The 19,726-nt window shown below is 63.5% G+C and carries 20 protein-coding genes; 13 read left to right on the plus strand and 7 right to left on the minus strand.

Annotation, left to right across the window (positions count from 1 at the left end):
* Positions 1 to 413 precede the first annotated feature (413 nt).
* Positions 414 to 737 carry a hypothetical protein gene (locus tag NKH49_RS13640; RefSeq protein ID WP_352539878.1) on the plus strand — a complete coding sequence of 108 codons (324 nt, stop codon included), beginning with the start codon at positions 414 to 416 and terminating at the stop codon, positions 735 to 737.
* A 39-nt stretch (positions 738 to 776) separates the two neighbouring features.
* Here the strand turns inward: NKH49_RS13640 and NKH49_RS13645 are convergent, their stop codons facing one another.
* From NKH49_RS13645 to NKH49_RS13655, 3 genes are all read right to left on the minus strand, one after another.
* Positions 777 to 992 (minus strand): hypothetical protein, encoded by a 216-nt coding sequence (locus NKH49_RS13645; protein ID WP_352473044.1) that lies wholly within the window; start codon positions 990 to 992, stop codon positions 777 to 779.
* A 17-nt stretch (positions 993 to 1,009) separates the two neighbouring features.
* Positions 1,010 to 1,381, minus strand: a complete 372-nt coding sequence (locus tag NKH49_RS13650) for a SpoIIAA family protein (RefSeq protein WP_352615141.1) — start codon at positions 1,379 to 1,381, stop codon at positions 1,010 to 1,012.
* Between the two features lie 99 nt (positions 1,382 to 1,480).
* Positions 1,481 to 2,674: a DUF3182 family protein gene (locus NKH49_RS13655; RefSeq protein ID WP_352615139.1), complete on the minus strand. Its 1,194-nt coding sequence runs from the start codon at positions 2,672 to 2,674 to the stop codon at positions 1,481 to 1,483.
* Between the two features lie 342 nt (positions 2,675 to 3,016).
* Between NKH49_RS13655 and NKH49_RS13660 the strand changes: the two genes are divergently transcribed.
* Both NKH49_RS13660 and NKH49_RS13665 read left to right on the plus strand, forming a co-directional pair.
* Positions 3,017 to 3,484: a YbhB/YbcL family Raf kinase inhibitor-like protein gene (locus NKH49_RS13660; RefSeq protein ID WP_352615137.1), complete on the plus strand. Its 468-nt coding sequence runs from the start codon at positions 3,017 to 3,019 to the stop codon at positions 3,482 to 3,484.
* 46 nt (positions 3,485 to 3,530) lie between these two features.
* On the plus strand, positions 3,531 to 3,728 hold the full coding sequence (locus NKH49_RS13665; RefSeq protein WP_352615135.1) for a hypothetical protein: 198 nt from the start codon (positions 3,531 to 3,533) through the stop codon (positions 3,726 to 3,728).
* Between the two features lie 78 nt (positions 3,729 to 3,806).
* Here the strand turns inward: NKH49_RS13665 and cyoD are convergent, their stop codons facing one another.
* From cyoD to cyoA, 4 genes are read right to left on the minus strand one after another with little or no spacing between them, the layout of a single operon-like run.
* Positions 3,807 to 4,235: a cytochrome o ubiquinol oxidase subunit IV gene (cyoD, locus tag NKH49_RS13670; RefSeq protein WP_352473039.1), complete on the minus strand. Its 429-nt coding sequence runs from the start codon at positions 4,233 to 4,235 to the stop codon at positions 3,807 to 3,809.
* Positions 4,232 to 4,882: a cytochrome o ubiquinol oxidase subunit III gene (gene cyoC / locus NKH49_RS13675; protein WP_352615133.1), complete on the minus strand. Its 651-nt coding sequence runs from the start codon at positions 4,880 to 4,882 to the stop codon at positions 4,232 to 4,234. The genes cyoD and cyoC overlap by 4 nt, the downstream gene beginning before the upstream one ends.
* Entirely contained in the window at positions 4,879 to 6,885 is a 2,007-nt protein-coding gene (gene cyoB, locus NKH49_RS13680; RefSeq protein ID WP_352615131.1) for a cytochrome o ubiquinol oxidase subunit I, read from the minus strand. Before cyoB ends, cyoC begins: the two co-directional genes overlap by 4 nt.
* A 2-nt stretch (positions 6,886 to 6,887) precedes the next feature.
* Positions 6,888 to 7,811: a ubiquinol oxidase subunit II gene (gene cyoA, locus NKH49_RS13685; RefSeq protein ID WP_352539884.1), complete on the minus strand. Its 924-nt coding sequence runs from the start codon at positions 7,809 to 7,811 to the stop codon at positions 6,888 to 6,890.
* Positions 7,812 to 8,420: 609 nt separating this feature from the next.
* On the opposite strand from cyoA, the gene NKH49_RS13690 reads away from it, so the two are divergent.
* From NKH49_RS13690 to NKH49_RS13735, 10 genes are all read left to right on the plus strand, one after another.
* On the plus strand, positions 8,421 to 9,563 hold the full coding sequence (locus tag NKH49_RS13690; RefSeq protein ID WP_352615127.1) for an ABC transporter substrate-binding protein: 1,143 nt from the start codon (positions 8,421 to 8,423) through the stop codon (positions 9,561 to 9,563).
* A complete protein-coding gene (locus tag NKH49_RS13695) occupies positions 9,563 to 10,414 on the plus strand; it encodes an IclR family transcriptional regulator (RefSeq protein ID WP_352615125.1) in 852 nt (283 codons plus the stop codon). The genes NKH49_RS13690 and NKH49_RS13695 overlap by 1 nt, the downstream gene beginning before the upstream one ends.
* Before the next feature lie 23 nt (positions 10,415 to 10,437).
* Positions 10,438 to 11,469: a sugar ABC transporter substrate-binding protein gene (locus NKH49_RS13700; protein ID WP_352473034.1), complete on the plus strand. Its 1,032-nt coding sequence runs from the start codon at positions 10,438 to 10,440 to the stop codon at positions 11,467 to 11,469.
* 141 nt (positions 11,470 to 11,610) lie between these two features.
* Positions 11,611 to 12,594, plus strand: a complete 984-nt coding sequence (locus NKH49_RS13705; RefSeq protein WP_352926312.1) for an ABC transporter permease — start codon at positions 11,611 to 11,613, stop codon at positions 12,592 to 12,594.
* Positions 12,584 to 14,116, plus strand: a complete 1,533-nt coding sequence (locus tag NKH49_RS13710; RefSeq protein ID WP_352615123.1) for a sugar ABC transporter ATP-binding protein — start codon at positions 12,584 to 12,586, stop codon at positions 14,114 to 14,116. The genes NKH49_RS13705 and NKH49_RS13710 overlap by 11 nt, the downstream gene beginning before the upstream one ends.
* A gap of 30 nt (positions 14,117 to 14,146) precedes the next feature.
* Complete coding sequence (locus NKH49_RS13715) at positions 14,147 to 15,142, plus strand: ABC transporter permease (RefSeq protein WP_352501149.1); 996 nt, start codon at positions 14,147 to 14,149, stop codon at positions 15,140 to 15,142.
* A 1-nt stretch (position 15,143) separates the two neighbouring features.
* Positions 15,144 to 15,929: an SDR family NAD(P)-dependent oxidoreductase gene (locus NKH49_RS13720; RefSeq protein WP_023677038.1), complete on the plus strand. Its 786-nt coding sequence runs from the start codon at positions 15,144 to 15,146 to the stop codon at positions 15,927 to 15,929.
* An 18-nt stretch (positions 15,930 to 15,947) separates the two neighbouring features.
* On the plus strand, positions 15,948 to 17,153 hold the full coding sequence (locus tag NKH49_RS13725) for a CaiB/BaiF CoA transferase family protein (RefSeq protein ID WP_352615121.1): 1,206 nt from the start codon (positions 15,948 to 15,950) through the stop codon (positions 17,151 to 17,153).
* Positions 17,154 to 17,155: 2 nt separating this feature from the next.
* The gene (locus NKH49_RS13730; protein WP_352615119.1) at positions 17,156 to 17,944 is read left to right on the plus strand and encodes an enoyl-CoA hydratase/isomerase family protein; all 789 of its coding nucleotides are present in this window, start codon (positions 17,156 to 17,158) and stop codon (positions 17,942 to 17,944) included.
* Entirely contained in the window at positions 17,941 to 19,716 is a 1,776-nt protein-coding gene (locus NKH49_RS13735) for a CoA-transferase (protein ID WP_352836138.1), read from the plus strand. Before NKH49_RS13730 ends, NKH49_RS13735 begins: the two co-directional genes overlap by 4 nt.
* Positions 19,717 to 19,726 lie beyond the last annotated feature (10 nt).

Below are 19,726 nucleotides of genomic sequence, written 5' to 3' on the forward strand. Positions count from 1 at the left end.
CGCCGGCTCGCGCCGTCGCTCAGCCTGTGGGCGTCGAGATGGTCTTTCGATATGTCGATCCCGATGGTATCGTTGGTCATCTTTCACTTGTCCTGTGCTTGTCATTCGGAGCCGAACTCCGGGTATCCGTTCAGGCCTCAAGGGAAAGACGAGGGCGATCCGACTCTAGCTCGACCCGTCAAACGGTCAGCAATTCCACCGATCCGACCCTCGCCGCTGAGGGAGGGCGGCTACCCTCTCTCAGCGTTCCTTTCTGACCCATTCGGCAGCGAAAGTCATAAGACAAGCAATTCCAGGAAAAGTGTGAAACGGTTTTCCGTTCGGAATTGCGTCAAAACAAGAGTGATCGGTTCAGCGTTTCCCCCGATGAACCGTTCTAGGCTCGGACAGCCCTTCTTCGAGGGAGAACAATCATGGCTCACGCCCAGCAGGAACTGGTCGAATTCGTTATCAGCAAAGCGTTCAATCCGGTCATGCGGGCCAAACCAGACGGAAAATCCGATGCCGAACGCAAGACGCTCGAGCACGTCCAGCAAGCCACGAAGACCGAGATCGAGCGCTATCGCCATTACGGCTCGGCCGAGGAGGTCGCGACCAATTTCAAGCGCGACCTGAGCTCAGATGCCGCCAAAAAGTTGCACGCCCAGCTGCGGCGCCTGCATCTGCCGACGATCGAGGATATTCGCGACGAATTTGAGGACAAAGCCCGCAAGCTTGGGGTCAAGGCCTCGTCGTAGATCCGCGACCGGTCCTCGGTGACGTCCGTCAGGCTGTCATCACAAACCGTCCTTGGTCGGAGGCCACCCTGACCGAACCGTCTCGGGGATGTTGTCCGACGTCAGATCGCCCCGATTGAGCTTTTCAATCGCTTCATCGGCTTCGCTTTCGTCGAGACCGGAAAGCGGCAACCCGCCGACCACGACGGCTTCGTCGCTCTCGCTGTCATAGACCTCCCAGAGGCCTTCCGGATCCTGTCGTTTGTCGAACGGCATGGCACTCCCCAACACCGCTATTGTACGCCTGCCACCCATTTCAGGGCCTGGGCTTTTTCGTCCTCCGGGAACACCCGCGCCTCGATTTGCGGAAACAGCGCGTCCGTCATTTCCGTGGCTGCCTTGATCCACTGCTTGTTGGAAATCACGGCGGCACGTTTGAAGCGGTGGACCTCGCCAAGTTTGCTCAGCCCATACTGCAGGTCGCGCCGCAAGGCGCCAGCCGTCATGTCCTCGAAATCGGCAAGATCGGTCAGGACGCCGATGTCCTTATGGTCGCTCAGTTTCGCTTCGATTGCCGGGATGACTTTGTCGTAGTCGTCCGCCGTCACGGTGCCGGTGACACGAAAGGCGGCTACGTTCTGGGGAGCGGAAATCATCTCGATCATTTTTTCCTCCGGTCTCTGACTTGCTGCCTGCCCGAAACAAACTCGGGCCATTGGCGGATGTTCCCTGCCGGAGGCGTGCTTGGCTTCAACCTGACATGGTTAGAACGACGATCGGCCGGCCTCCCCGACCGGCCCTCGGATCGCCTGGGTGACGACGGTATAACGCGTGATTTGACCCTCCTCGGGGTCCTCCCCGTGGAAATGGATCGCTGCGTTCAGCGGCAGGTGGGCAGTGCTGCCGAACTGCTTGACGGCGGAGACATGCACGATCTGCACGTCGGGGTCGCGCTTCAGGGCGTCCATCGCCGCAAGCTCGGCGCTGCTGCTGCCGCCGATCCGCCAGCTGGCTTCCAGCACTCCCGATCGCCAGATGCCCGAGGAATCGACACCTTGGCCGATGTCGTAGTTGCGCCGTGAGGCAAAGAATCCGGGATAGCCATCCATCGCGGCGTCGTAGATCCTCGCCTGCGCCACAGCCAAACTTAGCGCCGGAGAAAGCCGCAGCCCGTCCAGCGCCTCCCATCCGCCGCGCACGACGACCAGATCGGATCCGCCGTAAACGGGCTGTCCGGCATTGTCGGCCGTCATTCGCTGCACGCCGTAATAGGCGACCGATGTTCCGTCGATCGCCGTTCTGCCAATGCTCAGCGTGACGATGTCGCGAAGCTCCGTTTCGAGAACAAGGCCGTATTCCCTCAGGTCGGAGGATGGATATCGTTCCAGCAGCCTTTCGATGTCGGCAACGGTCGCGGCGGTGTGCTGGTCGCGGCCCCGCGAAGCGCGCGGTGGCTTGAACCGGACCAGCCCTAGCTGCAGCAGACGTTCCGCTGCGCGCAGCGCGTCATCGCGTGAAAATGCGGTATAGCCGGGCAGTACGGCAGCGCCGACGGCTCTGCCGAAGCCGGCTGGCCATTCTTTTGGCCGTGCCGCCGACCCGTCCACCAGCTCGTGGGTTATGGCCTTGGTGGTTGCGAGGCGCCAGGGCACCACGCCGCCGAAGAGGTCGTCGGGCCCGTTGATGCCCAGTTGGACCGCATCGACGGCAAGCAGGCTGTCGTCCGGCACGAAATACACTCGGCGACTGTCACCGCCGCCGTCACGCAGGCCCTCGCGGAAGGAAAATCCCTTCAACGCTGCAATCGTGCGCGCGACGGCAGCGACGGTTTCCCGTTCGTGGGCATAGATGGTCTCGCCGCCCGGCACGGAGAATGCGACCACAACACCTTTCGCCCCGCTTGGTTGCTTACCGCTTAGCCCGGTCATGTCGCGCCCTTCGTCCATTGCCGAGCCCATTGCCGTTTCCGCGGCGATGCGTCCGAACCGAAAAACCCGCTTCCTCGGCGAATGTTCCGGCCAACGGCCGGCAATCCGGTTTGACTGTCCCACAAGGGGGAGGGAACGCTGCCGCATGCCCTTACTTCCCCTTTTGGCGCCGAAAGGCAGGCAAATTTGCCGAGGTCAGCGCCAACGGAAGTCTCCCTCCCCCTTGTGGGGAGGGTTAGGGGTGGGGGTACGTCGTAGAGCGAAAGCCTCGGCTTTCCATCTGCGATAGCCCTGGGTTTGACCGGGGCGGCGACCGGAACTCGGCGGCTCGTAGCTGTTTATGAGGGAATCTCAGACAGGGAGATGGAGACCATGGCTTTCACTCTCAAAAGCTCTGCCTTTGCCGATGGCGAAAAAATACCGCCGCGCTATTCCCGCGACGGCGGCAACGTCTCGCCGCCATTGGAGTGGACGGACGCGCCGCAACGAACCAAAAGCTTCGTCCTGGCCGTCGAGGACCCCGACGCCCCTTCAGGCATGTTCCGTCATTGGGCGGTCTACGACATCGACGCACAGCGCAACTTTCTTCCCGAAGGCACGACCGCCGGCGCCAAGACCGAGAGCCTCGGACACGGCGTCAACGATTTCGGCAATCCTCATTATGACGGCCCCCAGCCGCCGCCTGGGCATGGGCTCCACCATTACCATTTCCGGCTTCTTGCACTCGACGCCGAGACGCTTCATCTCGGCGAGAAGGCTGCCGTCGAAGACGTGCTGAAACAGGCCGAGCCGCACGTCGTGGGAGAGGCCGAGCTCGTCGGCACGTTCGAACGGGCTTGAGGACGCCACGCCACCCCGTCGCCTGGTTCGGCACAGACGGAGAAGCATGATGGACAACAAATCAAACCCTGTCGACCAACCCATATCCGGCAAGAAAGCCAGCGGCAGCGACAAGGCCGAGGCACCGAAGGAAGCAGGCGATCAGGCACGGAAAGCCCAGGAGTGGGGCGGCGGCTCAAAGGCCTCGAAAGGCGCGATATCGCCGCAGGATCGCAAAAATCAAAACTCCAGCCAGCGCAGCTGATACCGGTCCGTCATCCGGCAACGCGTCTGAAGCGGCGGGCAAGGCCGGGCTGGAGGCACTGCGCTGCGCCTCAAATCGCTAGCGGTTCATGTTCATGATCGCATTCATCGGCATCAAATTGTGGTCGAGATTGGCCATGATCCAGATCGAGCCGCCGATCACCAGAACTACGATCAGCACGCCGAAGGCAAGCGCCAGGGCGTTGTTGGTGTTGTCCGGTCCCGTCGTGATGTGCAGGAAGAAGACGAGATGCACGCCCATCTGGGCGATCGCCAGCACGACCAGCGCCACCGGAATGCCGGGTGCCCATATCAGGTTGGTTCCGGGCAACCAGAACGAGGCGATGGTCAGCAGCGTTGCCAGCCCGAGGCCGATCACATAGCCGCGTAGCCCGGATCCGACCTCGGTGTCGCCGAGGTATTCGTCACCCGGCGCCGTATCGATGTCGTAGCGCTCCAGGCCATCGGTGTCGCGCCGTTGCGCGTGGCGATCGTCCGCATTGCTCATCGACTTGCTCCCAGGAGATAGACCACCGTGAACAGGGCGACCCAGATGATGTCGAGGGCGTGCCAGAACAGGCTGAAGCACATGAAACGCCGAAGAATATCGTCGCGGAATCCCTTGGCGAAGATCTGCGCCATCATCGTGAGCAGCCACAGCAGCCCCGCCGTCACGTGAAGGCCATGGCATCCCACCAGCGTGAAGAATGCCGACAGGAAAGCGCTGCGCGTCGGTCCGGCACCGCTGGCAACCATATGCGCGAACTCGCGCAACTCGAGCAGGATGAAGCTGGCGCCGAGCACGAAGGTGACAGTCATCGCGACATAGAACCAGGAGCTTCGCCGCGCTGTCACGGCAAGGCTGGCGAGACCGCAGGTAAAGCTCGACAACAGCAAAGCGGCCGTCTCGATCGCGACGTTGCGCAGGTCGAACAGCTCGGCTCCGCTTGGTCCGCCCGCCGTCTTGCCCGCCAGCACCGCATAGGCCGCGAAGAAGGCCGAGAACATCACGATGTCGCTCAGAAGGAAGATCCAGAAGCCGTAGCCCACGACGATCCGGATCGGTGCCGGGCCGCCGTCTCCGTGGCCGGGTGCATGGCCGTGCCCGCCATGGAGGCGGTAGGGGTCACGCTCTCGAACGTCGATCGCGGTCATGGCCTTGGCCCCGTGTAAGTGGCCAGCGCCTCGCGGCGCGCACTTCGGTTGGCGCGGTCGATCCGGGCGACTTCGGCGGCAGGAATGACGTATTCGGGGATGTCGCGCCACGCGAATACGACGAAGGTGGCCAAAGCACCGAGCGCGCCGAGCGCCACCATCCACCAGATGTGCCAGATGAGGGCAAAACCCATCACGGTCGCAAAGAAGGCGCAGATGAACCCGGTGGGACTGTTGCGGGGCATCTCGATCGGCTCGTAGTCAGGCTCGTCGCGCAGCCGGTTTTGCTCGCGTGCCCGCTGCTTGATGCTCCAGTAGGGCTCTTCGCCCTCGACATGCGGAAGCGCGGCGAAGTTGAAGACCGGCGGCGGCGAGGGCGTGGCCCATTCCAGCGAGCGGCCGTCCCAGGGATCTCCGGTGGCGTCGCGAAGCGCCGCGCGCTGCCGGATGCTGACGACGAGCTGTACGATCTGCGCGACCACGCCGGCGGTGGTGATCAACATGCCGACGCCGGCAACCAGCACCCACGGATGCCAGGCCGGCACGTCGAAATGCTGCATGCGGCGGGTCATGCCGAGCAGGCCGACAGTGTAGAGGGGCACGAAGGTGGCGTAGAACCCGATCAGCGTCAGCCAGAAGGCCAGCTTGCCCCAGCCTTCGTGCAGCCGGAAGCCGAATGCCTTGGGAAACCAGTAGGTATATCCCGCGAAGGCGCCGAACAGCACGCCGCCGATGATGACGTTGTGGAAATGCGCCACCAGGAACAGGCTGTTGTGGAGCAGGAAATCGGCCGGTGGCACCGCCAGCAACACACCCGTCATGCCGCCGATGACGAATGTCACCATAAAGCCCAGCGACCACAGCATTGGCGTCGCGAAGCGGATGCGGCCGCCATACATGGTGAACATCCAGTTATAGATCTTCACGCCGGTACCGACAGCGATGATGCTGGTGGCGATGCCGAACGCGGCGTTGACGTCGGCGCCGGCGCCCATCGTGAAGAAGTGGTGCAGCCACACCATGAAGGAGACGATGCAGATGAAGAGCGTCGCGGCCACCATCGAGCGGTAGCCGAACAGCGGCTTGCTGGAGAAGGTGGAGATGACCTCCGAGAAGATGCCGAACGCCGGCAGGACGAGGATGTAGACCTCGGGATGGCCCCAGGCCCAGATCAGGTTCACGAACATCAGCATGTTGCCGCCAGCTTCATTGGTGAAGAAATGAAAGCCGAAATAGCGGTCGAGCGTCAGCATCGCGAGCGTGGCGGTGAGGATCGGGAAGGCGGCGACGATGAGCAGGCTGGCGGCGAGTGAGGTCCAGCAGAACATCGACATCCTGAGGTAACTCATGCCGGGCGACCGCATCTTCAGGATCGTGGTGACGAAATTGATCCCGGTGAGCAGCGTTCCGACGCCCGCGATCTGCACGGCCCACAGATAATAGTCGACGCCAACGCCCGGCGAATAGGCGGTCTCGCTGAGCGGCGGATAGGGCAGCCATCCGGTACGCGCGAATTCACCGATCACCAGCGAGATGTTGACCAGCAGCGCACCGGTGGCGGTGAGCCAGAAACTCACCGAGTTGAGCGTCGGAAAGGCAACGTCTCGGACGCCGAGCTGCAGCGGCACGACCAGGTTCATCAGGCCGATGACGAACGGCATCGCCCCGAAAAAGATCATGATGGTGCCGTGGGCGGAAAAGACCTGGTTGAAGTGGTCGGGCGGCAGATAGCCGGGCGCCTGGAAGGCGAGGGCCTGCTGCGACCGCATCATGACGGCGTCGCTGAAGCCGCGCAGCAGCATCAGCAGCGCCAGCAGCGTGTACATGACGCCAATCCGCTTGTGATCGACGCTGGTGATCCATTCGCGCCAGAGATAGGGGAAATGGCCGGCCAGGAAGACCCAGGCCAGCACGCCGAGGATTGCCAGGGCGACGACCGCCGAGGCGATCATCGGCAGAGGCTGATCGAACGGAATGACGTCCCAGCTCAATTTTCCGAGCATTGTCAGCCTCCTGCCTTGGGCGATACGCTCGGCCCGGGGCGACCGGCCTGGGGGCCGGGCGCGGGTGGAACGCCCTGCGTCGCGATTTCGTGGAAAAGGTCCGGCTCGACCGAGCGATAGGTCGAAGGCGGCACGTCGATGCTCTGTCTGGCCAGTTCCTGGTAGCTGGCCTTGTCGAGTGCCTGTCCCTGGCTTCGCGCCGAATTGACGAACGCCTCGAAGGCATCGGCCGCGACGGCATGCAGCACGAATTGCATGCCTGGAAAACCGTCACCGCTGAAATGGGCCGACCGCCCATAGAATTCGCCCGGCTGATCCGCCTGCAGGTGAAGCTGCGTCGTCATGCCGTTCATCGTGTAGATCATGCCGCCGAGCTGAGGCACGAAGAACGCATTCATGACGCTTGCCGAGGTAAGCGAGAAATGCACCGGCCTGCCCGCCGGCACCACAAGCTGGTTGATGCTCGCGACATTCTGCTCGGGGTAGATGAACAGCCATTTCCAGTCGAGCGAGACGACCTGCACCTCAAACGGCCTTTGCTGGGAATCCAACGGCTTCATTGGGTCGAGGTCATGCGATCCGATCCAGATGATGCCGCTCAGAAACAGGATGACGAGGATGGGGATCGACCAGACTACCAGTTCGATGCGTCCGGAATAGGCCCATTCCGGCAGGTACCGCGCTCTTGTGTTGGTTTCCCGGAACCACCAGGCAAAGCCGAGCGTCGCCACGATCGTCGGGATGACGATGGCCAGCATGATAGCGACCGAATTGAGCAGGATCGTCCGCTGCGCCGCCCCCACCGGCCCTTGCGGATCGAGCACGCCGCCCTGGCAGCCGGCAAGCAGCGCGGCAACAAGCATCGTCGCGCCGACGCGGCCAACACGGATGGCGGCACAATTTCGAACGATCGCCCTCAGCAGCATGACATCTCGCCGTTTCCTGAAAACCGATGGAACGTTGCAGGCAGCGTGGCTGCCAACCCCCGAATGTGCGCGCCGGTGTGCTCCTGGCGACAGTTTCTTCACGCACGGGGCTCCGGCTGGCAGAACCACACGCGGCGGACGTCATCGTTAAGCGGTCAACCTGTCGAGAACCCTCCAAATCCTAAAAACCAGCGGCAAATCCCAAGCAACCAGAGCCAAATCCTAAGAAATCAGAAACAGTGCCCAGATCGAAGTTATCGCCAGAAACGTGGCGAATGCCAAGGCGGTAAACCGGTTCATGGCCCCGCCCACGGTTGGTCCATTTAGTCCGCTCCCTGCGACGTGGCTGCTGATTCCAATGATGCTGCTCAAGATGGTTGCGCCAACCGAACGAATGTTCGTCGCGAAAGTTCCAAAAAGCCAGATCCGTCGCAGCCTTTGGTTGCAGGCCGGCGGCAACGCGATGCGCACCAGGGATGGTTGGGCGGCTTTCTCGCCAAGCGGAAGCGAGGACTGGCTTTGCGTATGTAAAAACTACTTGTCTAGGTGAAAATAGTTGCTACTAATCGGCTGGGCCGGCGCATGGCCGCCTCTGGGAGGAATTTCGGCATGACAAGACTGCGGGGCCTCGCGTGGGATCACCGACGCTGCTGGGGTCCGCTCGACGCCAGCATCGGGCCGTATTGTGCCGCCAATCCCGGTCTTGAGATCGAATGGGACCGCCGCAGCCTCTATGAGTTCGGCGAGGGCGCGCTTGGTCCGGTGCTCGGCGCCTATGACCTTGTCGTGTTCGACCATCCGTTCATCGGCGATATTGCCGAAGGCGGGCTGATGGTGCCGTTCGATTTGTCGGCCGAGCAGCGCCACGGCTTCGAACGGGATTCGGTCGGCGCATCCTGGCAATCCTACGCAAGGGACGGGCTTCAATGGGCGTTGCCGATCGACGCCGCCTGTCAGGTTGCCTCGTATCGCCCCGATCTCCTGGAGCGCTACGGACCGCTGCCGCGCAGCCATGACGAGGTGCTGGAGCTCGGCCGGCGCGCCTTGAAGGACGGCAAATGGCTTGGGCTGCCGTTGGTGCCGACTGACGCCATGTGCCTGCTTTTGACGCTCGGTGGGCCCCGGGAAGACGGCGACGGGTTCATCGCCGGGGAAAAAATCGAGCGGGCCGTCGGGCAATTGCGCCAGCTTGCGGCGCTGTCGCATCCGAACTCGCCGAAATGGAACCCGATCCGTTGCTACGATCACATGATTGCGCATGACGACGTGGTCTACGTGCCGTTCGCCTTCGGCTACGTGAACTACGCCTCCAGGGCAGACAGGCCGTATCTGCGCTTCGCCGACGTGCCGACGCCGCGATCCGCCGGCGCCTTGCTCGGCGGCGCCGGCATCGGCGTCAGCGCCCAATCGAAACACAAGCAGGCAGCCATCGATTACGCGCTATTTCTGTGCTCGCCCGGCTATCAGCGCGGCGACTATGTGAAATCCGGCGGACAGCCGGGGTCGCTGGCGGCGTGGCAGGATACCGAGGTCAACGCGCTCTCGGGCGGCTTCTTCGCCTCGACGCTGGCGACGATCGAAGCCTCTTATCTGCGCCCGACCCATCCGGGCTTCATCAGCTTCTTCCGCCAATGCGCCCCTCATGCCGCGGCGGCGATCGCCGGCGAATTGCAGGCGGCCGAGCTCGCGGATCGGCTGAACCGGCTCTATCGCGAGACCAGGCATGGCCAGCCGCAACGGAGCGTCGCGTAATGGCCGCCGATATTGCCCAGATCGTCGACGAAGGCGAAAGCGGCCGCAACGGCTATCGGGTGCCCGCTGTGGAGAAGGCGCTCGACATACTGGAATTCATGGCTGCCAGCGGCGAGCCGCTGACCCAGACCGAGATCGCCACCGGAATGGGGCGCTCCATTCACGAGATCTACCGCATCCTGCTGCTGCTGGAGAAGCGCGGCTACATTTTCCGGACGCAATCGGACCGCTTCCGCCTGTCGCTGAAGCTGTTCGAACTGGCGCATATGCATCCGCCGGTGAACCGCCTGGTCGAATGCGCGCTGCCGGTGATGCGCGGCCTCGCCGCCAATGCCGACCAGAGCTGCCATCTGGTCGTGCGCGAAGGCGAGAGCGCACTGGTCGTGCTGCAGATCGATTCGCCTTTGCCGATGCGTTATTCGGTTGCCCTTGGCTCGCATTTCCCGATCCTCGAAACGAGCTCCGGCGCGGTGCTGCTGGCGCATTCGAGCCGCGCCGAGCGCGACCGCATCGTCGAACGGATCGTCGCTGCAGGCGAAGGCCAAGGCAGCCGGGCGGAAATCGAAGCGCGGCTGAACGAAGTCGCAAGGCTCGGCTATGAAATGCGCGCCTCGCTGGCTGTCGAGGGCTGCACCAACATTTCGATGCCGGTGCGCGACCATACCGGCGCCGTCATTGCCGCGCTCACCGTCCCCTTCCTGCCGCAAAAGGCCGCCCGCTTCGATCGCAGCACTGTGTTCGAGCGGACGAAGGCGGCGGCCGAGGCGATATCGTCGGCGCTGGGCGCGGGCGAAGCTGCCGCCTCTTCACGTGCCGACCCGGAACGGCGGGACTATCCGTTCAGCAACTGACAAGAAATACAGGGAGAAGAAACATGAACTGGTCCAAATCGATGCTGTTTGCCTCGGCGGCGGTGCTTGCTCTGAGCGCCGCCGCGGCACACGCCGAAAACATGCCGAAGCGCATCGGCTACGTCACCAACTACGCCACGCATGAGTGGTATCAGAACGTCATCAAGGGCATGCAGTCCCGCGCCAAGGAACTCGGTATCGAGCTCGAGGTGCAGGACGCCAATCTGGACGTTGCCAAGGAGGTCTCCGCCGCCGAAGATTTCATGGCCAAGGGCGTCGACGTCCTGATCATCACGCCCGTCAACGAGGAAGGCGTCGTGCCGCTGCTGCGCCAGGCGAAATCCAACAACGTTCCGGTCGTGCTCGAAGGCAATCCGGTCAAGGGCATGACCACAATGGTCGCGATCTGCGACTACGACACCGGCTACACCGCCGGCGTCGAAGCCGGCAAATACGCCAAGGAAAAGCTCGAAGCCAAAGCCAAGGTGATGAATGTCGGCCTGCCGCTGCTGTCCGCCACCGTGCTGCGGTCACAGGGTTTCATGGATGGCCTCAAGACCATCATCCCCGACGCGGTCATGGTCCACGACCTCGACGGCGGCGGCAATCCCGATCGCGCGCTCGAAGTCTCTTCGGCGGCTCTTGCCAAGAACGCCGACATCAACATCATCTACGGCATCAACGATTCCTCTTCGCTCGGCGGCCTTCAGGCCTGGAAAGCGGCCGGCAAGTCGCAGGACGGCCTCTTGACTGTCGGCACCGGCGGCGAAGGCCTCGCCTTCATCAATGCGATGCAGAACGAGCCGTCCTACCGCATCGAGGCCGCGATGTTCCCGGAAAAGGAAGGCTACACCGCCATCGATGCAGCGGTTAAGCTCTTCAATGGCGAAGAGGTGCCGGAACACATCGTCAGCCCGACCGCGCCGATGAACGGCGACGACTGGAAGAAGTTCTACGACTACGATGGCACCACACGCAAAATCAAATGGGATGCCGTCAATGCGCTTCAGCCACCGGAAAAATGCATGAAAACTTCCGCCGATCTGAAGAAGTAAGGATTCCGGGTAGCCCTTCCCGCACGGCGGGAAGGGCGGCGGATCGGATATGCCGAACGGCAAAACAGGGCAACCGTCCTGTTTTGGCCGGCAGTTTCCAGATGGCGACGGCACCGATACGGGCCCGGAAATGAAATGGACATGAGCGAGCTTACGCAATCCTCTGCGCCAAGGCGTTTCATCGGCGGCCAGCTGCTGGGCAGCAGCCAGCTGGTGCTCGGCGTGATCCTGGCCGTGCTCTGCATCGCCATCTCGATTGCCGCGCCGCAATTCTATTCCGAGGCCAACATCATCGCCATCCTGCGCCAATGCGCGCTGGTGCTGATCGTTGCCTCCGGCATGACGATGCTGATCATCACTGCGGAAGTCGACCTGTCGGTCGGTGCATCGCTGGCTTTTGTCGGCTGCATCGGCATGGCCGTGCTCAATTCAACGCACAGCCTGACGCTCGGGTTGCTGGCGGCGCTCGTCTTTTCAGGCGCGGTCGGCCTTTTCAACGGCCTCGTCGTCACCAGCCTCAAGGTGAACTCGCTGAGCGCCACCATCGGCACCATGATGATGCTGCAGGGCGGCGTTTACCTGTTCACCCGCGAGGCGGTGCAGAACCACCACCGGCTTGCCGGCTTCACCGATCTCGGCGCTGGCTATATCGGCGCGATCCCGCTGCCCGTGGTCGTTGCCGCGGTGATTTTCGCGCTGGCCGCGGCAACGCTGCGCTTCACCACGCTCGGCCGTTATCTCTACGCTGTCGGCGCCAACGAGCGCGCGGTTCGTCTCTCCGGCGTGCGCTCGCAACGGCTGAAACTGTTCGCCTTCGTCGTCACCGGCCTGTGCGTCGGCGTCGCCGGCATGATCCTGTCGTCGCTGATGAATGCCGGCCAGCCGACCGCTGGCCGCGGCTTCGAGCTGACGGTGATTGCCGCCGTCATCCTCGGCGGCACCAGCCTGCTTGGCGGCCGCGGCTCGCTGCTTGGCACGTTGCTGGGCGTGCTGGTGCTGAAGGTCATCGACAACGGCATCATCATCCTCGGCTGGAACCAGGACCTGCAGATGGTGGTGCCCGGCATCGTCATCATCCTGGCGACCTATCTCGACATCGTGCGGAACAGAGCCAATGTCGGTTGATTTCCTTCACCCCGGCGAAACCGTGGCTGTCGACAAAAGCGTGCCGGCGCTGGAGATGCGCGGCATCGGCAAGCGTTTTCCCGGCGTGATGGCGCTGGACAATGTCGATCTGACCTTGGAACCCGGCAAAATCCATGCCCTGATGGGCGAGAACGGCGCCGGCAAGTCGACGCTGATCAAGATCATGGCCGGGGTCTACGGCAAGGATGCCGGCACCATCCGCCTGCGCGGCCGCGAGGCCGACATCAAGTCGCCGCGCGATAGCCTGAAAGAGGGCATCAAGGTGGTGTTCCAGGAGATCGCGCTGATCGCCGAATTCAGCGTCGCCGAAAACATCTTCCTCGAAGGCTATCCGACCGGCAAAGGCGGCTCGATCGACTGGAAGAAGATCCGTGCCGATGCGGCCGCTCTGTTCAAGCGTATCGGCTTCAACGTCGACCCGGCGGCGCGCACGGGATCGCTGCCGGTCAGCCAGCAGCAGATGGTCGAGATCGCCCGCGCACTCGCCCATGAGGCCCGCGTCGTGGTGATGGACGAGCCGACCTCCTCGCTGACGCCTAACGAGGTCTCGCTGCTGTTCACCGTCATCCGCCGGCTGGCCGCGCTGGGCATCGCGGTGCTCTATGTCAGCCACAAGCTCGACGAGGTCTTCGAGATCGCCGACACCGTGACCGTGCTGCGCGACGGCCGCCACGTCTCGACCAGGCCGATCGGCCAACATACCAACGACACGCTGATCCAGGACATGATCGGCCGGCGCATCGAAAACCTGTTCCCGCGCAAGCGCGGCGCGCCGGGCAGCAAGGTCGCGCTTTCCGTTGAAGGACTCAGCACCGCCAAGAAGCTGAAGGATGTGTCGTTCGAGGCGCATGCCGGCGAAGTCCTCGGCTTCTTCGGCCTGATGGGCGCCGGCCGGACCGAGCTCGCCAAGGCCATCGTCGGCTACGACCCGATCACTTCCGGCGCCATTTCGGTCGATGGCAGCCGGCTGCTGCCGCACGAAACGCACACCGGCGTCCGGCTCGGCATCGGCCTGCTCACCGAGGACCGCAAGAGCGAGGGGCTGATGGGCGAGTTGCCGGTCTACCAGAATGCCAGCCTCGCCTCACTCGGCGCCTTCGCCAGAATGGGCTTCGTCGACAAGGTCAGCGAACGCAAGGCGGTGCAGGACTATGTCGACCGTTTCCGCATCCGGACGCCCAGCCTGTTCCAGCAGGTCAAGAACCTGTCCGGCGGCAATCAGCAGAAAGTGCTGATCTCGCGCTGGCTGATGCGAGGCTTGAAGGTGATCGTCGTCGACGAGCCGACCCGCGGCATCGACGTCGGCGCCAAGTCGGAGATTTTTGCGCTCATCGACCGGCTCGCCGGCGAAGGCCTGGCGGTCGTCATGATGACGTCCGAAATGCCCGAGCTGCTGGGGCTTGCCGACCGCATCGCGGTGATGTGCGAAGGCCGCCTCACCGCGATCATGCCTCGCGACGAGGCCACGCAGGAGAACATCCTCAATGCGGCAATCGGCTAAGACGATGACGCTTCGCAAAGGGACCAAGCGATGAGCCTGGCAAGCACCGACACCATGAAAGCTGGGCCGTCCATGCTGGCGCGGCTCGTCGCGCGGCAGGAATTGGCATTGCTCCTCTGCCTCATCCTGGTGATCGCGTTCTTTTCCTTCACCGCCGAGAATTTCTTCTCCGTGCGCAACATCACCAATGTGCTCGGTCAGGCTTCGCTGGCGCTGACAGCCGGCATCGGCTGCGCCATCGTCTTCATATCAGGCGAGGTCGACATCTCGATCGGCTCGCTGCTGGCGACGATCGCACTGCCGCTGATCATCATCATGAACGACACGAATTCTCTGCTGCTCGGCATCAGCGGCGCGCTGCTGTTCGGGCTGATCATCGGCGTCGTGAATGGCTATCTGACGGCCTATGCCGGCATCAACTCGCTGATCGTGACCCTGGGCACGATGTTCATCATGCGCGGCGGCGTTTATCTCTATACCGGCCAGCGTGCTATTCCAGACGACGCCGCGCTCGACAGCTTCATCGCGCTGTCGGACGGCCGCCTGTTCAACGTCGTTCCCTATTCGGCTGTCATCGCCATCGTCCTGCTCGCCGTCTTCGCCTACGTGATGCAGCACCGGCCGTTCGGACGGCAGATCTATGCCGTCGGCGGCAATCCGGAAGTGGCACGGCTGGCGGGTTACGACGTGCGCCGCGTCAAGTTCACCTGCTTCATCATCAGCGCGCTGCTGGCGACGGTAGCCGGCATCATCCTGGCAGCCCGCGTCGGTTCGGCGCAGCATACGGCCGGGCTGAATTTCGAGTTCCAGGTCGTCGCCGCCACCGTGCTCGGCGGGGTGAGCCTTGCCGGCGGCATAGGCAGCCTGACCGGCATGGCGCTCGGCGTGCTGATCCTGCAGTTCCTGTCCAACGGGCTGCGCGGTCTCGGCCTGCCGACCGAGTGGCAACTGGTCATCACCGGCATGATCATCATTGCCGCCGTCGCCTTCGACGAAGCAAAGCGCCGGCGCGCCATTGGAGGCTGATATGGATCGTCTCAAAGGGAAAACCGCAATCGTCACCGGCGCCGCCGACGGCATCGGCCACGCGATCAGCGAGGCGATGGCAAGGGAAGGCGCGCACGTCTTCCTCGGCGACATCGCCGACGAGAAGGGTGAAAAATTCGCAGCCGAGCTGCGCGCCGCCGGCCACCGCGCCGACTACATCCATTGCGACGTGGCGGAGGAGGCCGACATCGCCGCCCTGATCGACGCAGCCGTCGGCAAGACCGGCCATCTTGATATTCTCGTCAACAATGCCGCCATCGCCATCGGCGGCATGCCGGTTCACGAAATGAGCGACGAGCAGTGGCACCGGCTGATCGCGGTCAACCTTACCAGCGTGTTCCGCGGCTGCAAATATGCGCTGCCACATATGATCGCGCAGAAATCGGGCTCGATCATCAACATGGCCTCGGCACAAGGGCATATCGGGCTCGACGGCTGGACCGCCTATGCCGGCGCCAAGGGTGCGGTGATGGCGATGACGCGCCAGATGGCGGTCGAGTTCGGCCCGCTCAACATCCGCGTCAACTCGATCTCGCCCGGCACCATCAACACGCCGATGAACGACAAATTGGTCAAGGAGATCGGCGGCAATCTCGCCAAGGCCTGGGTCAAGATGCATCCGCTCGGCCGCATCGGCAAACCGTCCGAGGTGGCCGAAGCCGCCGTCTATCTGGCCTCCGACGCCGCCGGCTTCACCACCGGTACCGACCTGCGCGTCGACGGCGGCCTCACCGCGGCACCCCGCTACGTACCCGACCTGCTTTGACAACCAACGAGACATGAAATGAACAAAGCCCTCGAAGGCGTCCGCATTCTCGATTTCAGCCATCTGCTGCAAGGGCCGTTCGCCACGCAACTGCTCGGCGACATGGGCGCCGACATCATCAAGATCGAGCGTGCCGGCGCCGGCGACATGTTCCGCGGCATGACCTTCTTCGCCAAATGGGTCGGCGGCTCCGAAAGCCCGAATTTCCTCGCCTGGAACCGCAACAAGCGCTCCATCGCGCTCAACCTGAAAAGTCGCAAGGTGCATGCCATCATCATGGACATGGCTGAGAAGGCCGATGTGGTGGTGCAGAATTTCCGCCCCGGCGTGCTCGCCAGGCTCGGCTATGGCTACGAGGATTTCAGGGCGGTCAATCCCGCCATTATCTATTGCTCGGGCTCCGGCTATGGCGAGGAAGGCCCCTATGTCGAGCGCCCCGGCCAGGACATGCTGATCCAGGGGCTGTCCGGGTTGATCTCCAACACCGGCCGCGGCGATCAGGCTCCTGTTCCGGCCGGTGCCGGCCTGGCCGACCAGATCGGCGCCATGAACATGGTCTACGGCATCCTGTCGGCGCTCTACTATCGCGAGAAGACCGGCAAGGGCCAGAAGATCGAGGTCAATCTGCTCGCCGGCATGCTGGCGCATCTCAATCAGGAATATGTCGCCGTGCTCAATCTCGGTGAGGATTTCGTGCGCCCGAATTCCGGCATCGGCCACCCCGGCATGCAGGCGCCGTTCGGCGTCTATGAAGCGAAGGACGGCGGCTATGTGTCGATCGCCATGAGCCCGTTCAAGACGCTGTATGAAGTGCTGGAGGCGCCGCAGCTTGCTGTCTACGACGATCTGAAGACGCTGTTCGACAGGCGCGACGAGGTGTTCGACAAGGTCAACGCCGAAACCAGGAAGTTTGCCACGCAGGACCTGCTGGCGCGGCTGCTGGCAGCCGACATCTGGTGTGCCGAGGTGAAGGACATAAGGCGCGCAGCCGAGGACCCGCAGGTCAAGCACCTGGGCATGATCACCAGCTACGATCATCCCCGCGGCGGCAGGGTCAGGGTGGTCGCGCCGGCGGTCAAGATGAGTGAGACGCCGGCTACCATAGAGCGGCCGGCGCCGCTGGTCGGCCAGCATGGCCGCGAGATACTGGCCGAATTCGGCCTCTCCAGCGGCGAGATTGCAGCACTTGAGGCATCCGGCGACATGACCGTGGATGCTGCCTGACGATGAGCGTTTACCAGGCACTCACCTTGGAAATATCTGGGCGCGTCGCGGTCGTTACCTTCCGGCGCGCCGATCAGCTCAACGCCATGAACCGGCTGATGCAGAGCGAGATCACCGAGGTTTTCGAGGCGCTGTCGCGGGATGACGGGGTCGGCGCGATCGTGGTGACCGGCGAGGGGCGCGGCTTCATGGCCGGCGCCGACATCAAGGAATATGCCGCCCAGACAGCTATCGAGTTCGATGCCTTCCAGGCTGCCGGCACGCGCATGTATGCGGCGGTCGAGAACAACCGCAAGCCGGTCATCGCCGCGGTCAACGGCTTTGCGCTCGGCGGCGGCATGGAGCTGGTGCTGTGCTGCGACATCGTCATCGCCAACCAGTTCGCGAAGCTCGGCCTGCCCGAGATCAAGCTCGGGCTGGTCCCCGGCGGCGGCGGCACCCAGCGCAGCGTCCAGAAGCTCGGCCGCAACCGCGCCAATTTTCTGCTGATGACCGGCGCCATCGTGCCGGCTTCCGAGTTCGTCGGCGCCGGTCTGGTCAACGAGATCGTCGATGCCGAAAGGCTGATGCCGCGGGTGCGGGAACTCGCCGAGATGATCGCCGCCGAACCGGCCGCAGCGATCGAAGGGCTGAAAGCGCTGACCGTGCACGCCGTGTCGGGCGATCTGGCCGACGGCCTTGCCATGGAGCGCGATGTCCTGGGTGGCCTGTACCGCAGCGAGATCGGCCAGCGGCGCGTCAAGGAATTTGCTGAAAAGAGCGCGACGCGGCCGAAGAAGGCCGGGCAATGATCTCCCTGGTCAAGCCGAACCGGCCGCGCTTCACCGATGTCGAGGGCCTGGCCGCGATGGTCGGCGGCGGCGACGTCTTCGGTGTCGGTGGCCATCATTTTGCCCGGCTGCCGATCGCCTTGTTGCGGGCCATCGCCCGCTTGGGCGTCAAGGATCTTCGCTATGTCTGCTGGGCCGGCGGCCTGCCGCTCGAACTGCTTCTCGAAGCGAATGCCGTGGCGGAGGTCGATATCTGCTTTTCCAGCCTCGATATTTTTGGCTTGCCGCCGCGCTTCCGCGCGGCCGCCGAGACCAATGCCGTGCCGGTCCGCGACTGGACGGCGCTGGCCATGATCCAGGCGCTGCGGGCGGGGCAGCAGAACCTGCCGTTGATGCCGTTTCAGCTTCCGGAGGGTTCGGACATGCTGGCGCGCGTGCCGGGTGCGATCGCCGCGCCCGATCCGATCGCGGGAATCACGACCGGGATCATCCCGGCCTTGCGGCTCGATACCTTCGTCGTCCATGCCCAGCGTGCCGACGAGAGCGGCAATGTCCAGATCATCGGACCACGGGCGCTCGACTTCGCCATGGCCGGCGCGGCGCGCGAGGTGCTGGTCACGGTTGAGGAGATCGTCCCGGTCGGAGCGCTGCGGCATGATGGTCGGCAGAGCATTTTGACCCGCAACCAGGTGTCGGCGATCGCGCTGGCACCAGGCGGCGCCTATCCCGCCTCCTGCCTGCCATTCTATGTGACGGATTATCAAGCGTTGGCGGGGGCGTTCGCGGCCAAGGAAATACCTTTGCCGGACAGCCTGAGCATGCCTTCGGAAGGCGTGCCGGAGCGGGTTCAAGATGCTGCAAAAGTCCGCGCTGAAACAGTCCTCGCAATGCCCAGGCTCGTGCACGGCAACAAGGAGGCGTCCATCGACGAGATCATCGCCGCCCGCATCGCCGCTGAGCTTGACAATGAGAGCTTTGCAAGTGCCGGCGCGGTGTCGCCGCTCGCCAATGTCGCCTACCGGCTGGCCAAAGCGACGCACGCGCCGGACATGATCATCGCCACCATGAGTTGCGGCCATCTCGACATAGCACCGAGCCCGATGATCCTGTCGCTGATCGAAAGCCTCGATTGCGAGACGGCGGTGGCGCATGCCGGCGGCGACGACACCTATTCGACCTATTACCAGGCCGGCGCGGTGACGCATGAGATCGTCGGTGCCGCGCAGGTCGACCGCCGTGGGCGCGTCAACACCATTGCGCTGCGCAAGCGTGACGGCAGCCTTATCCGGCTGCCCGGGCAAGGCGGCATGGCCGACGTCGCCAACATGCATCGCGATTATCTGCTCTACGTCCCCCGCCATTCCGTGCAGTCGCTGGTCGAGACGGTCGAGATTGCCAGCTCGGCGCGCGGCCTGTTGACTGAGGCCGAACGCGAGCCGATGGGCTATCGGACCGGCGCGGCATTGGTGTTCACCGACCTTTGCGTGTTTCGGCTCGACGGGGAGAGCCGGCAATTGGCCGTCATCGAGACCATGCCGTGCGTGACGCGCCAGCAGCTCCAGGATGCCACCGGCTTTGCCCTGACATTCGATGCCGATTGCCGCGAAGTTGCGCTACCCTCAAACGAGACGCTCGACATCCTGCGAAACCGCATCGACCCGCTCGGCCTGCGGCGCCTCGAATTCGTCAGCGCCAGGGAGCGCAGCGCCCTGATCGCCGAGATCCTGGCCACCGACCGGCGGATGGTCGAGCGCTGCATCGCCGCACAGCGGTCGCATACTGCACCGGATTGAAGGGGGTGCG

This window comes from Mesorhizobium sp. M1088 (genome assembly GCF_040318575.1).
GTDB lineage: Bacteria > Pseudomonadota > Alphaproteobacteria > Rhizobiales > Rhizobiaceae > Mesorhizobium.